Genomic DNA, 14,080 nt, shown 5'->3' on the forward strand with positions numbered 1-14,080 from the left:
GCACGTGGTCACCAAGAAGGGTGCCGGGTATGGTCCCGCGATGGCGGAGCCGACGCGTTTCCATGGTACGGGTCCTTACGATATCGCCACGGGCAAGGCTATAAAGAAGCCTGCAAAGGCGCCAAGCTACACCTCGGTGTTCGGCGAGGCCCTTTTGAACGAGGCGCGCGCCGATGAGCGCATCGTTGCGATCACCGCCGCGATGGAAAGCGGCACGGGGCTCACCGCGTTTGAAAAGGAGTTCCCCGACCGCTTCATCGACGTGGGCATTTGCGAGGAGAACGCAGCCGGTATGGCGGCGGGGCTTGCCATCGGCGGGCGCAAGCCGGTGTTCGCCGTGTACTCTACCTTCCTGCAGCGTGCCATCGATCAGCTCATCGTCAATAACGCCCTCATGAACCTCGATGTCGTGTTCGCTATCGACCGCGCGGGCTTGGTGGGCGCCGATGGGCCGACGCACCACGGCATGTTCGACCTGGTCTATACGCGCATGGTTCCCAATATGCGAGTGCTTGCGCCCTCCAACGAGGCGGAACTCGTGAACTCCCTTCATACCGCGCTCGTGCTCGGCGGGCCGTTCGCGGTGCGCTATCCGCGCGGCGAGGCCTGCGGCGTGCCCGTTCCCGACAAGCCCGAAACCTACGAACCTGGCGTGTCTCGCCTGGTGAGGGAAGGGTCCGATGTCGCGATCCTCGCGTTCGGGAATATGGTTGAGCCTGGGAACGAGGCTGCGGCTGTGCTTGAGGAAGCGGGCCTGTCCGTTCGCGTCGTCGACATGCGTTGGGTGAAGCCACTCGATACTGAGGCGATTCGCAAGGCATCCGAAACCCGTCTCGTGGTGACGGTCGAAGACGGTGTGATCGCAGGTGGTGTCGGGGAAGAGGTGCTCGCCGAGCTCGCGCGCCAGAACGAGAAGGTGCCCGTGCTCACGCTGGGCATTCCCGACCGCTACATCATGCAAGGCGCCCCCGATTTCCTCATGCATGAACTCGGCCTCGACGCCGAAGGGATCGCCGTAGCCGTTAAAGAGAAGCTCGAAGCGCTCTAGCAAGCTCAACAGGCGATCTTGTGCGTGGAAGGCGATGACCTCCCGTTATTCTGACGCATACCAAGGTGAGCTCGTAGCGAAGGCGCGGGCTTTTGTCGTGCCTTCGAGTCCATCCTCCAGCATCGAGGATTCAAAATACTTATTATTCGTGATATTGCGAAACTATTAAATATTTTGTATATTTGTATTAATAGAGCGAGTATAAAGTATTTTGAACGGCGGCATATCATGTGGACCAACGCTTACTCATACGAGGACATTGGCGAGTTCTTGCGCGAGGCGCGCAGGGAGCGCGGCATCACGCAGGTCGAGATGGCTAAAAAGCTCGGCTTCTCGTCGGTGACTCTTTCGGCGCTTGAGACGGGAAAGAATGTGTCGGCAGTCAAGGTCAACCGCTACCTGCAGCAACTGGGCTTTCGCATGGTCATCGTTCCCAAAGGCGCGGACGTGAAGGTGACCGAATGAGACAACTCGACGTATATCTGGGAGAGAATCTGATCGGACATGTTGCCGAAAATCGCAAAGGCGGACGCTTCGAGTATGAGCAAGCGGTCGTCGACAAACTCGCCGGCAGACCAGTGCTCTCGATGGCATTTCCCGCGAAGGGCCGCCCGTTTGGCGAGGCAAAGACCTCTGCATGGTTCAACGGTCTGCTTCCCGAGGGAAGCCGTCGCGACGAAATTTGCAGGAGCCTTGGCGTCTCGCCCTACGATTGGATTGGCCTTCTCGCAGAGATAGGCTGGGAGTGCGCTGGTGCGGTAAGGGTGTTCGAGCGCGGCCGTAAGGGAACTCGCGTATTGCGCTTCGAGAAGATTTCCCCATCGGCGTTGGCCGAAAAGCTCTCGAGCGCCACAGAGCGGCTTCCGCAAGCGGAGAGCGGAATGTTTCGCATGTCTCTTGGCGGATTCCAGGAGAAGATGTGCGTTGTTATGCCGAGGATTCCCGAGGGCGCGCGCTTCGTCACCGCCGATGACGTCCTGCTGCCGATGGACGACAGTCCCAGCACGCATATCCTTAAACCTGAAAGCGAACATTACCCTGGCTTGGCGGAGTCCGAGGCCTGGGCCGTGACGGCAGCCGGGCACGCGGCGCGTGCGTCTAGGGTGGCTCTGCTCGACTTGGACGATGCGCCGGACACGCTTGTGGCCGAACGCTACGATAGGGTTGTCGACGACGTCTTCAAGTGCGTAGTCAGGCTTCATCAAGAGGATGCTTGCCAAGCGCTCGGAATCGATCCGCACGGCAAGTACGCTGCCGCGAGCGCGCCTAAGGGCGATGATCCCACGTATGTTGCAATCGCCGACTTGCTGCAGAAATATTCCTCCGACCCCGAGGGCGAGAAGGAGGAGCTGTTGCGCCAGCTCGTTGCGAATCTGGTGCTTGGCAATTGGGACGCGCACGCCAAGAACACGTCATTTCTCTACCGCGAGCAAATGGTTCCCACGCTCGCGCCGCTCTATGACGTGGTGCCCATCGCCGAGGTTGAGCCCCGGACGGAGATCCTTTCCATGCGCGTCAACGGGGTGATAAACCCCGAAAAGCTTACGCGAGCTGACATTGTCGCCGAGGCCGCTGCTTGGGGATTGGGCGTGGCGGGCGCTGAGACGGTCATTGACTGCACGCTCCAGAATCTCGAGGAGGGCATTCGCTCCGCATCGATAGCGTACCCGGGTGCTGCGGCCCGCCATGAGGCCAAAGCTATGGGAAGGGTATGCAGGCTGAAAAGGGATTCTTGCCCTTGAGACGGCGGTGCCATAAGCGAGCGGCGGCACTCCAAGAACGGGGGCACCAACCCCCACCTCATCGGCGAGCGGTGCTCTGAAATCCGCTTGAAACAATAACCCTAGGCCAAGTGACCTGGGGTTATTTCTTTTCTGTTTCGCTCGCGCTTCCCGTTTGTTACGGTGCGTTTGAATGAACGTTAACACTTGGCATCGCGCCGTTTGAGCCCGTTTCGAGGTGCGATTATCTTCTCTGTCATACAGATGCACGTCTAGAAACAGAGGAGGTAAATGCAATGTTTGACTCGGGTAATACAGGATTCATGATCGTTTGCGCGATGCTGGTCCTGCTTATGACACCTGGCCTTGCGTTCTTCTACGGAGGCCTATCACGCCGCAAGAACGTTGTCAACACTATGATCATGGTGTTCGGCGTCTTGGGCATCGTTGCAATCACGTGGACGATTTTCGGTTGGTCTTTCGCTTACGGCGGAGACGGTTCGATTCCGTTCTTCGGAGGCTTCGACCAGATCGGTCTTACGGGCCTGGTCGCCAACATCACTGGTGAGGCACCCGAAGCGCTGAGTCACGACTGCTATCCCGCGATGGCGGATGTCGTCTTCCAGTTGGCATTCTGCATGATTACCACGGCGATCATTACTGGTTCGCTTGCGGGCCGTATGAAGTATGGTGCGATTTGCGCGTTCGTTGCCATTTGGACCATCGTGGTGTATCCGCCGCTGGCCCACATGGTCTGGGGCGGCGACGGCAGCCTCATCGGCGACACCATCGGCGCGCTCGACTTCGCAGGCGGCGATGTTGTCCACATCTCCTCTGGCTTGACCGGCCTCGTTCTCTGCCTGCTTCTGGGCAAGCGCAAGGGCTTCGGCATGATGAGCTACCGCCCGCACAACGTTCCCTTCGTTGCCCTGGGCGCTACGCTTCTGTGGTTCGGCTGGTTCGGCTTCAATGCGGGCTCGGAGTTCGCGGCTGACGGCGTTGCGGCGCTTGCCTTGGTGAACACGGTTGTCGCATCCGGCGCGGCGCTCGTTTCCTGGATGATCGTCGAGCGCGTGAAGGTCGGCAAGCCCACCCTCGTTGGCGCTGCCACCGGTCTTGTTGCGGGCCTCGTCGTTATCACTCCCGCTGCTGGCTTCGTGGAGCCTTGGGCCGCACTCGTCATGGGCCTCATCGTTTCCCCCATCTGCTACTTCGCGATTTCCTTCTGCAAGGCGAAGATCGGCTACGACGACGCGCTTGACGCATTCGGCTGCCACGCAGTCGGCGGCATCGTCGGCGGCATCTGCACCGGCATCTTCTGCGTGCCCGAGCTTTCCTGGACCGACTTCGGCGGCCTCATCTACACCGGTGATGCTTCGCTTTTGGGCAGCCAGATTCTGGGCATCCTGATCACGATCGTGTTCGTCGGCGTGCTCGACGTGGTCATCGGCCTCATCGTGAAGGCGTGCTTCAAGGGCAGCCTGCGCGTCAGCGAGGAAGAAGAGGCGCAAGGCCTCGACGTTGCGGCACACGGCGAGTCCGCGTACCCTGCCTATATCGGTCTTGACTAGGCGAGTTCTAAGGAAGGAGTTGAAACCTATGAAGAGGATCACTGCGATTGTCCGCCCCGAGAAGCTCGAACCGCTCAAGGAGGCACTTTTTGCGGCAAAGGTTGGCGGCATGACGATTTCCCAGGTCAACGGATGCGGCAGTCAGCATGGCTGGAAGGAATACTACCGCGGCACCGAGGTTCTGCTGAACATGGTGCCTAAGGTGAAGTTCGAGCTCGTGGTAGGTGATGAGGAAGTCGACGGGCTGGTGAAGGTCATCACCGAGACGGCGCGTACGGGTAACGTGGGTGACGGCAAGATCTTCGTCTCTCCGATTGACGAGGTCATCCGCATCCGCACCGATGAGCGCGGAGAGTCGGCGGTTTAAGTCCGGCAGGCGCTCGCGCGACAGCTTGAGTTCTCCAATTCAGAAGGCTCCGATGGATTTTCCGTCGGAGCCTTCGCCATGCTTGCGTAAAGGTTCTGTTAATGATATATACTCCTATTAATAGTACGATTAGCAAGCTTGAAAAGAGGCGAAATGGCGAACATATCGAAAGCGGCGGCGAAGACGAGCGCTGCGAGCTGCACGGCGACGAGGAACACGCGACAGCGAGCGCTCGTGCTCGAGGCAGTTCGCTCGCTTCACAACCATCCCACTTCTGCGGACGTGTACGACGCGGTGCGCGAGAAGCACCCGAGCATCTCGCGGGCGACGGTGTACCGCAACCTCAACGTGCTGACCGAACAGGGCGAGGTGCTCCATATCCCCGTGGCGGGTGGTGCTGACCGCTACGACTTCCGCTGCGATTGCCACTACCACGCGATCTGCCGAGAATGCGGCGTTGTCTACGACGTCGAGATGCCCAGCGAGGGCCTGCTCTCAAGCGTGCGCGACACCCACGGCTTCCAGATCGAGGGCTTCGACATCATCTTCACCGGCCTTTGCCCCGATTGCGCGGATAAGGCGTAAGTTGCTGATTCGCGCAATCTCGCGCGATTCTGCCTCTCGAAATGTACAGAGGGGTAGAATTGTGCCAGTGAAAAACTGGATCGGAAGCGGTTGCGCATGAACATTATCGAGCAGAAACGTGTGGCGAGGGAATTCGTCAAGCGCTGGAAGGCCATGCCGTGCGCATGGATTGGGGCGAAGTGCTGCCTGCGGAAAGGTGCAGCTATATAATCGGCAAGCCGCCGTTTCTGGGCGCGCGAAATCACCTCGGCGTCCTCCACTCGCAATTCCATAACGCATGGATGAGAACGGTGGCCGGGCGGCTCAAGAGTGACTACCGCTATTCGGGCGGTATCGTCTACAACAACTTCATCTGGCCAGATCCAACGCCTGAACAGCACGCAGTCATCGAGTCTTGCGCCCAAGGCGTCCTGAATGCCCGCGAAGCGCACCCAGGTGCTACGCTCGCCGACCTGTACGACCCCGACAAAATGCCAACTGACTTGCTCGCTGCGCACAAGGAGCTCGACGCTGCAGTTGAAGCCGCCTACGATGTAGACTTCAACGGCGACGAGGAGAAGATTGTTGCCCACCTTTTCAAGCTCTATGCCGAAAAAGCAGGCGAGCTATAGTCGGTTTGCAGGCTTTTCGTTCGGTAAAATGCAGGCATTTCATTCGGTATTGTACAGGTAATGGCTTTCGCCTAGGTTTCAACTTAGGCGAGTTATGAACCGCCCATCTGCTAAAATGCTGATTAGCAAAAAGAAAAAAAATTAGCAAAAAGAAAAAACGAGACAGGAATCGTATGGAGTCTTCAATAAATCCATTTACCCCGAGTTTCGGAAAAGTGCCGCCCATTCTTGCGGGGCGCAAAATCCTGATTGGCGAATTCGAGCAGGCATTTTCCCTTAATCCCAACGATCCCAATCTGTGTAGCTTGTTCTCAGGTCCCCGCGGTGTAGGAAAGACGGTTCTTATGTCGCACCTTGCGCGCAAGGCGGAGGCGAGTGGGTGGATTTCGGCTAATGTCACGGCGCGCCCCGGCATGCTCGAAGATATTCTCGAAAGAACGATGGATGCGGCAAACGAGTTCATTGAAAGACCTTCGTTTAAGCGACTGACCTCGGTGTCTATCTCATCGCTATTCAGTGCATCGTGGGAATACCGTAACTCCGATTCGGGCAATTGGCGTACGCGCATGAGCCGCATTCTCGATGTGCTTGCAGAGTACTCCATCGGCCTTCTCATCACTATCGATGAGATCGACCCCAATCTCGAGGAGCTCATCGACTTTTCGGCGACATTCCAGCATTTCGTACGCGAAGATCGCAAAGTGGCGCTTTTCATGGCGGGTCTGCCCGTCAATGTTTCGGCGCTTCTGTCGGACAAGTCCGTTTCTTTTCTGAGGCGTGCGGCGCAGCATCAGCTTGGTCGCATTGAAGATGCGGATATCATCGATGCATTCCGCGAAACAATCGAGGAGGCGGGGAAATCGATTGGCGATGACGCCCTTTCGCTTGCTGCGGAAGCGACGGGTGGGTTTGCCTATATGATGCAACTTGTCGGATTCCGTACGTGGATTGAAGCGGAGGATTCGTTGGTTATCGAGGTCACTCATGTGGAGCGCGGAGCGGAGCTCGCGCGTCGCGATTTCATAAACGGCATCATAAAAAAGACGTTGCAGGACCTCTCCGATGGCGATATCGCATTTCTCGAGGCGATGCTTCCCGACGATGGGCATCCAAGCTTGATGAACGATGTTGCCGAGCGCATGGGCAAAACGTCCAATTATGCACGGGTGTATCGGACGCGGTTAGTCGAACAGGGGCTCATTTCGGCGTCTCGCAGGGGCTTTGTCGAGTTCGAGATGCCGCTGTTGAGGGAATATTTGATGGAAAACTAGGGAAGCGCTGATTGATTAGGCTGCAGTCCTCCCAAGGGGTTTCGCCATTGGCTTTTCTCGGAACCTGGGGGTGGTGCGCGTTTCCTCCCTAGCGAAACGGCGTCCCAGGCAGCATAATGGACAACGCGCGAAAGGGGTTCGCGCGTTCAGAGCGGACAATAGGGGACGTACGTGGAGAATAAAACAGCGGGAATCAGCTGGGCCTTGTCGAGCATCGGCAATAGGCTTCCGCAGCTTCGATATCTAAGCTATAGCTTTTACGGAGCATGGATCCTGCTTTCCGTGACGGGGGTCGATTTGGTTTCCCTTTCGGGGGCGGACGACGCTGTATCGCGTTTCTTGCGCAACTATATGCTCTCCGGCATCCCGCTGACCGCGTGCCTGTTTTTGGCAGGTGCGTTCGACTCGTTTTTCAACAGGCGCATTGCACACGGTCCGCTGGCGATCGTCATGGCCGTCATCGCCTCGGTATCCACGTTTATCGTCGCGACGGGTTATGGCACTGGAAGCCTCGCTTATGACGTTGCCATGGCGGGAACGGGTCTCGGCACGGCGTTTGTGTGCTTGCGCGTCGGTCTGGTGACCAGCCGTCTGAGCGGCACGGAGGCGTGCATCACCATCAGCAGCGCAGCGCTTCTTTCCTTCCTCATTTACTTTGCGGTGAAGGGCGCTCCGGGCGACATCTCGATTGTTCTCGTGTCGCTTTTGCCGTTCGCGTCGGTGTTCTGCTCGTTCTGCGTGCCCGATGAGGTGAGCAAGTCCGACCCGCTTGAAGAGGCGATTAGCATCGATAAGCTGCCGCGTGGGTTCTTCGTGCGCCTCGTTCTTGCCGTGTGCGCGTTTGCGCTGGCTGCAGGCGTGTCGAAGGGCATCGGCATGATCGTCGTCAGTGGCGCGTCGACGCCGATCGAATGCATCATCTCGATTGTGTGCATCGCGGGCTTCATCTTGGGGTTGTGCCTGCTCCTTCGCACGCGCAACTTCAACGTGAGCTCGCTTTATCTGCCGATCGGCCTGCTCATGGCGTTCGCGATGCTCGTCACGCCGGTGCTGGGCTCCCCCGACATCGTGCAGAGCGCGATCACGGGCGTGCTGTACAACATCTTCGTGATCGTGGTGTGGTGCTTGCTCGTCGACCTTGCGGGTCGAACGACGCTCACTCCCACGCGCGTGTTCGGCTTCGGGCGCGGCGCGTCGGCTCTCGGCACGACGGTCGGCGTCGTGGTGGTGATGCTGAACCAGGGGCTTTTCTCGGGCGATTCCGTTTACTACGTGGCCTATCTTGCCGTCATGAGCGTCCTTCTCGTGCTTGCGTTCACCTTGGCGCTTTCCACGGGCACTATCGAGCGGGCGCTCGACGTGATGCTCGCGAAGCAGGAGCAGCAGGCGGTCGAGCGCTTAAGCCAGCGCGCCGCCGAAGGACAAGTCCCTAACGAATCGACGACAAATGTCGAACGGGCAAATACCCCCGAGGAGGCGCCCGGTGCGCTTTTCGATCGCGCATGCACGACGCTCGCTTCGGAGGCGAAGCTGACGGCGCGCGAGACGGAAGTGCTCGCCTTGCTCGCGCGCGGCAGAACGATCGGATACGTTGCCGACGAGTTGGTCATCGCGCAGAACACGGCGAAAGGCTACGTGAAAAACGTGTACGCGAAGCTCGGCGTGCACTCGCGCCAGGAGCTCATCGACGCGGTCGAGGAGCTTTATCTCAAGATGTAGGCGCGGCGGGCTTGATGACCTTCTGCGCAAGGGAGGTGCCCCCGCATGCAGGGCACGCACCTGCCCCCACGGGTACCTCCGTCCCGCAGCTTTTGCACACCACGACGACCTTGATCGAGAACATGCCGCACTTGTTGCAGTGCGTGCAGGTGTAACACGACATAGTCTCCCTCCTTTTCCCGCTATACAGCATACCCTACTTTCTTTCCCCAGGTGAGACCCGTAGGGGGGAGTCCGACCCCCCCGCTATGGGGGGTTTGCGTCCCGAAGCGTGGGAATGCCTGAAACACCCCGCGACGGGTCTTTCTCCCCCCCAGCTTCAGAAGCGTAGAGTTCGGGTTGCTCGAAATGACGCGAGGGTCTGGCGAGGCCTTCGCGAAAACCGACGAAGGAGGGGGAGTGTAATGGGAGAAACTTGCGCTTCGTGCAAGCCATTCATCACCGAAGAAGACGGGGTATTGAAAGTCCGCACCTGCGCATGGTCGCCTCCGGGAGACCATCCGGTTGGATGCGGCATGTTCATCCATGTGAAGGACGGCAAGATTGTGAAGGTGGAAGGCGACCCGAGCCATCCGATCACGCAAGGCCGTCTGTGCCCGAGATGCATCGCGCTCGACGAGGTCGTCTACCACAAGGACCGTCTGCTGAGCCCCATGAAGCGTGCCCGCGAAGATCGCGGTAAGGATACGTGGGAGAAAATTTCTTGGGACGAGGCCTACGATTTGCTCGAGGAGAAGATTCGCGGCTTCCAGGAGAACTACGGTGCCGAGTGCATCTTCACGCTGACGGGCACGGGTCGCGAGTCGACGCTTTATGCTCCGGTGTACGGCCCGGCTATCATGAACACGCCGAACGGTGCATCGACCTATCCGTTCTCGGGCGAGGCGTGCTACGGCCCGCGCGCTACCATCGTGAACTACCTGCTGGGTGCAGGCGTGCCCGAAATCGACTCCGCGCAGTTCTTCCCCGATCGCTACGACGATCCGCGCTGGGTTTGCCCGAAGTACATCATGGTGTGGGGCAAGGACCCGCTCTACTCGAGCCCCGACGGATTCTTCGGCCACAGCATCATCGATATCATGAAGCGCGGTGCGAAGATCATCACCGTCGACCCGCGTCTGACCTGGCTCGGCGCGCACTCGGAATACCACCTGCAGCTGCGCCCCGGCACCGACGCTGCTGTCGGCATGGGCTTTTTGAACGTCATCATCTCCGAGGACCTCTACGATCATGATTTTGTCGAAAAGTGGTGCTACGGCTTCGAGGAGCTCTCCGAGGCGGTGAAGCCTTGGACGCCCGAGAAGGTCGAGGAGGTTTCCTGGGTCGATCCTGAGCAGCTCGTGGGAGCCGCACGCGCCTTCGCGACGAATGCGCCTTCTACCGCGACCTGGGGCGTTGCGCTTGACCAGTCCAAGCAGTCCACGCAGGCGGCACAGTGCTTCATGGCGATTTGCGCCATTTGCGGCTACATCGACGTGCCCGGCGGAATCACCATCACGAAGCCTACGAGCTTCATCGGTCAGTGGCGCTATGACATGTCCGACACGCTCACCGAGGGCATGGCGGAGAAGCATATCGTTGACCCCACGGGCAAGTACCGCATGTTCAACACGGGCGCTGCCATGGGCGGCGTTCAGGGCGACACGCTTCTGAACTGGCTCGAGGGCATGTACAAGGATTATCCCGAGTATTACCCGCTGCGCATGTGCTGGCTTATCGGCTCGAACCCGCTCGCCTGCATGGCTGACCAGCCGCAGCGTTGGTATGCGGCGATGAAGGACCTTGATTTCATCGTGGCGCAGGACATCTTCATGACCCCGACCATCATGGGCCTGTGCGATTTGGTTTTGCCGCTTTCGACCTTCGCCGAGCACGATGGCCTGGTCACGCCGAACTACGGGCGCAACCAGCACTTCGTGGGCGCTATGAACACCGCGGTGGAGAACCCCAACACGAAAAGCGACCTCGAGATCTTGGTCGACATGGGCAAGCGCATGCGCCCCGAGATCTGGGGGAACTTCACCACGATTGATGACTTCTTCGACACCAAGCTGAAGGAGAACTACGGCTACGGCATCGAGGAACTGCGCGAGAAGTCCGTCATCCAAGCCGACTACAAGTACCGCAAGTACGAGACAGGCGATTTGCGCGACGACGGGCAGCCCGGTTTCCAGACGGTCACCGGCCGCGTGGAGCTGTACTCCTACGTGCTCGAGGCCTATGACGAAAAGCCGGTTCCCTATTTCGAGGAACCTGACTACAGCCCCGTGTCCCAACCGCCTGAGGTCGTGGAGAAGTATCCGCTCGTCTATACCACGGGTGGTCGCCACATCAGCGCTTTCCATTCCGAGCACCGACAGGTTCCCTCGCTGCGCGCGCTGCATCCCGATCCGCTTGTGACCATCAACCCGGCAACGGCCGAGAAGTACGGCATCCGCGAAGGCGACTGGGTGCGCGTCGAGACCATGTTCGGCAAGTGCACGCAGAAGGCGCACCTCACCTACGAGGTCAACGAGAAGACCGTTCACGTGGAACACGCCTGGTGGTTCCCCGAGCAGGACGGCGAAGCTCCCAATCTCTTCGGTGTGTTCGACGCGAATGCCAACAACCTCATTCCGCATGAGAGCGTCGGCGTCACCGGATATGGCGCGCCGTACAAGAACGGCATTTGCTCCATCACGCGCGTCGACAGCATGAAAGACTAGGGGGTGTGCGACATGCAACATGCGATGATCATCGATTACAAGTACTGCACCGGATGCGAATCCTGCGTCGTCTCCTGCGCGAAGGAAAAAGGCCTTGGCGCTGAAGAGTGGGGCATGAAGGTCGAGCAGATCGGCCCGAACAAGATCGGCGGCAAGTGGGAATGGGACTACGTTCCCGTGCCGTCCCGGGCGTGTGATCTGTGCGCCGAGCGCCGCGAGGCGGGCAAGGTGCCGCTGTGCGAGTTGCACTGCCTGGCGAAATGCATCGAGGTCGTGCCCGTCGAGGACGTCTCGAAGCGTTTGGCCGATCTCGGCGAGCACAAGGTGTGCTGCTTCATGCCGTAGGGCATCGTAAGGAAACTATCCATCCCTCACATGCGCGGTTCGTTTCCCTCGCTTAGACGGACCGCGCATTCCCCAAACAGCAAAACCCATCACTCTCATATGACGCGCCTTGCGACGTGAAGGAGGTTCTATGCCTCAGAAAAGACAAGGGTTCACCACCATGGTCGACCTTGCCGAGTTCGAGAAAACCACCTGGTCATTTCTCACGAACATCAAGATGACCTGGCAATACGACGGGATGGCGTACCTGTTTCGCGAAGCGGGAATCCCGCTTTACGGCATCGACCGCGGAACGACGAAGATGAACCACCCAATTGCAGCGATGGCAATCCCCATGAGCAAGGACAAGAACTACGGGGTTGACATATACGTGCCCGCCGACCGCAAGAAGAAAGCGGCTTCCCTCATTGAGGACGAGGAGAAGCTTGCCCGGGCGGCCGAGCTCGAAGCCGAGGTCGGAGGCGAGGCGCATGCGAGATTCAATGAAGAGGCGACGGAGAAGAAGGCGTCGTATCTCGAGATGAAAAAGGAAAGGAGGAGGGCGAAAAGGGGAGCGATTTTCATGAAACTGCGCTCGCTCGGCGGTAGCGCGTCATAAGGGGACGCTTTCGCCGGTCGATCGCAACGATCCGATTCAATTGCTATCTCAGAAAGGAAGCGGCAATGCTTCAAACCATTGAAGATACCGCCCCATCAAAAAAGGGGAACGGCCTCCATTACGCATTCGTCATCTGCCTTGGTGGCTTCTTAACGCAGGCCATCGTCTTGAGCTGTCAGCGACTTCCCGCGGTCGCGCTCGAGCCGATTCGACAGACGCTCGGCGTGAGCTACGCCGACGTCGGCCTCATCACCTCGGTGTTCATGATTTTCTACGCGGGCTTGTCCATTGTATGGGGCATGCTCGGTGACAAGATCGGCACCCGTTGGGCGATGACCATCGCCTGCGGCCTTGCCTCTGTCGGCGCGCTGCTGTTCGGCTTTTTCGCCCAGTACGGACTGCCAGTTGCGATTGGCACCTGGGCTATCGCGGGCGTCGGCACGGCCGGCCTGCTCATGGCCATCCTGCCGAAGATCGTCTCCCGCTGGTTCGCCCCGCATCGCCGCGGCTTCGGCATGAGCCTCATCACGCCGGGCGCGAACTTCTCGGCGATCATCCTAGGCATCATCGCGCCGCTTATCATCGGTGCGATGGGCTGGCAGTGGACCTATGTGATTTTCGGCATCGTGTTCGCCGTGATCACGGTCTTCGTGGCGATGTTCTTCCGCGAAGGACCCGAGGAGAAGGGTCTTGCACCCTATGGCGCTCCTGCAGGCACGCAGGCTGCTCCCGCGCCGAAGCTTGAGGAGCAGAAGTCGGGCAAGGTCGGCGCAGGCGAGGCGCTCAAGCGCGTTCTCAAGATGCCGATTTCCTGGCACTTCGGTATCTTCTACATCGTCTATCAGATCGGCTACATGGCGGCGACCCAGTACTACGTGGCTTCCATCCAGTCCGCTGGCTTCGATTTGGCCTCCGCGTCGCTCGCCATTACCTGGGGTGGCATCCTGACCATCATCTGCGAGCTTATTCTGGGCACGCTCTCCGACCATGTCGAGCGCAAGAACGTTATCGCTGCGGTGGTCGCGCTCTCCGGCATCTTCGGTCTGGCCTACTTCTTCTACCTGACGAACACGCCTTCGCCCTCGCTTATGGTCTGCTGGATCTTCGTCGCGATCATCTCTGCGACGACGAGTGTCATCACGGTCATCATGACCACGGCAGGCGAGTACTACACCGACGATATCCGCGCGACGGGCACGGGCTTCATCGGCACGGTCAACGTCGTCGGCCGCTACCTCGGCCCGTGGCTTGCCGGTATGCTCATCGACGCAACGGGCGTTGTGGGCAACTCCTTCGGCATCGTCGGCGTGACGATGCTCATCGCGGCGGTCATCGCGTTCACCTTCCCGCGCCTTCGCAAGAAGGAGGCGTAAGAAAACGACCTCGGAATCGGGCTTCCGCGCTGCCCGCCGCAGCGCTCGAGCTTGAGGGCGGGTCGGTTTCGATGCCAAGGCTTTAAGAGCCGGCAGCAGCACCGAGTGTGCGGTTGTCGGCTCTTTTTGTGCATTCGCGAGCCTTGCAATTTCGTTTCGCCGAGGC

The 14,080-nt window shown here is 59.2% G+C and carries 14 protein-coding genes; 13 read left to right on the forward strand and 1 reads right to left on the reverse strand.

Annotation, left to right across the window (positions count from 1 at the left end; translation table 11 throughout):
• The 9 genes from Q0G18_RS00830 to Q0G18_RS00870 form a co-directional block, all read left to right on the forward strand.
• Positions 1–1,048, forward strand: a 1,048-nt coding sequence (locus Q0G18_RS00830; protein ID WP_297148594.1) for a transketolase C-terminal domain-containing protein, incomplete at its 5' end; no start/stop codon positions are given.
• 228 nt (positions 1,049–1,276) lie between these two features.
• Entirely contained in the window at positions 1,277–1,513 is a 237-nt protein-coding gene (locus Q0G18_RS00835; protein WP_296060512.1) for a helix-turn-helix transcriptional regulator, read from the forward strand.
• Positions 1,510–2,790, forward strand: coding sequence for a HipA domain-containing protein (locus Q0G18_RS00840; RefSeq protein WP_297148596.1), 1,281 nt, complete (start codon positions 1,510–1,512; stop codon positions 2,788–2,790). Before Q0G18_RS00835 ends, Q0G18_RS00840 begins: the two co-directional genes overlap by 4 nt.
• A 275-nt stretch (positions 2,791–3,065) precedes the next feature.
• On the forward strand, positions 3,066–4,340 hold the full coding sequence (locus Q0G18_RS00845) for an ammonium transporter (protein ID WP_297148599.1): 1,275 nt from the start codon (positions 3,066–3,068) through the stop codon (positions 4,338–4,340).
• 28 nt (positions 4,341–4,368) lie between these two features.
• Positions 4,369–4,707, forward strand: coding sequence for a P-II family nitrogen regulator (locus tag Q0G18_RS00850; RefSeq protein ID WP_297148601.1), 339 nt, complete (start codon positions 4,369–4,371; stop codon positions 4,705–4,707).
• A 153-nt stretch (positions 4,708–4,860) separates the two neighbouring features.
• Complete coding sequence (locus tag Q0G18_RS00855; RefSeq protein WP_297148603.1) at positions 4,861–5,292, forward strand: transcriptional repressor; 432 nt, start codon at positions 4,861–4,863, stop codon at positions 5,290–5,292.
• A gap of 164 nt (positions 5,293–5,456) precedes the next feature.
• Positions 5,457–5,903, forward strand: a complete 447-nt coding sequence (locus Q0G18_RS00860; protein WP_366768844.1) for a type IIL restriction-modification enzyme MmeI — start codon at positions 5,457–5,459, stop codon at positions 5,901–5,903.
• Between the two features lie 344 nt (positions 5,904–6,247).
• Positions 6,248–7,174: an ATP-binding protein gene (locus Q0G18_RS00865; RefSeq protein ID WP_297148607.1), complete on the forward strand. Its 927-nt coding sequence runs from the start codon at positions 6,248–6,250 to the stop codon at positions 7,172–7,174.
• A gap of 171 nt (positions 7,175–7,345) precedes the next feature.
• Entirely contained in the window at positions 7,346–8,893 is a 1,548-nt protein-coding gene (locus Q0G18_RS00870; protein WP_297148609.1) for a response regulator transcription factor, read from the forward strand.
• Here Q0G18_RS00870 and Q0G18_RS00875 read toward each other — a convergent pair.
• Positions 8,883–9,056: a hypothetical protein gene (locus Q0G18_RS00875; RefSeq protein ID WP_297148611.1), complete on the reverse strand. Its 174-nt coding sequence runs from the start codon at positions 9,054–9,056 to the stop codon at positions 8,883–8,885. The genes Q0G18_RS00870 and Q0G18_RS00875 overlap by 11 nt on opposite strands.
• A 241-nt stretch (positions 9,057–9,297) precedes the next feature.
• On the opposite strand from Q0G18_RS00875, the gene Q0G18_RS00880 reads away from it, so the two are divergent.
• The 4 genes from Q0G18_RS00880 to Q0G18_RS00895 all read left to right on the forward strand — a co-directional run bounded on the left by Q0G18_RS00880 (position 9,298) and on the right by Q0G18_RS00895 (position 13,914).
• Entirely contained in the window at positions 9,298–11,598 is a 2,301-nt protein-coding gene (locus Q0G18_RS00880; RefSeq protein ID WP_297148614.1) for a molybdopterin-dependent oxidoreductase, read from the forward strand.
• 12 nt (positions 11,599–11,610) lie between these two features.
• A complete protein-coding gene (locus Q0G18_RS00885) occupies positions 11,611–11,943 on the forward strand; it encodes an oxidoreductase (RefSeq protein WP_297148702.1) in 333 nt (110 codons plus the stop codon).
• Positions 11,944–12,073: 130 nt separating this feature from the next.
• The gene (locus tag Q0G18_RS00890; protein ID WP_297148616.1) at positions 12,074–12,541 is read left to right on the forward strand and encodes a hypothetical protein; all 468 of its coding nucleotides are present in this window, start codon (positions 12,074–12,076) and stop codon (positions 12,539–12,541) included.
• Between the two features lie 65 nt (positions 12,542–12,606).
• A complete protein-coding gene (locus Q0G18_RS00895; protein ID WP_297148618.1) occupies positions 12,607–13,914 on the forward strand; it encodes an MFS transporter in 1,308 nt (435 codons plus the stop codon).
• The last annotated feature ends 166 nt before the right edge of the window (positions 13,915–14,080 follow it).

Origin of the sequence: uncultured Ellagibacter sp., assembly GCF_934636505.1 — a bacterium.
Classification (GTDB): domain Bacteria; phylum Actinomycetota; class Coriobacteriia; order Coriobacteriales; family Eggerthellaceae; genus Ellagibacter.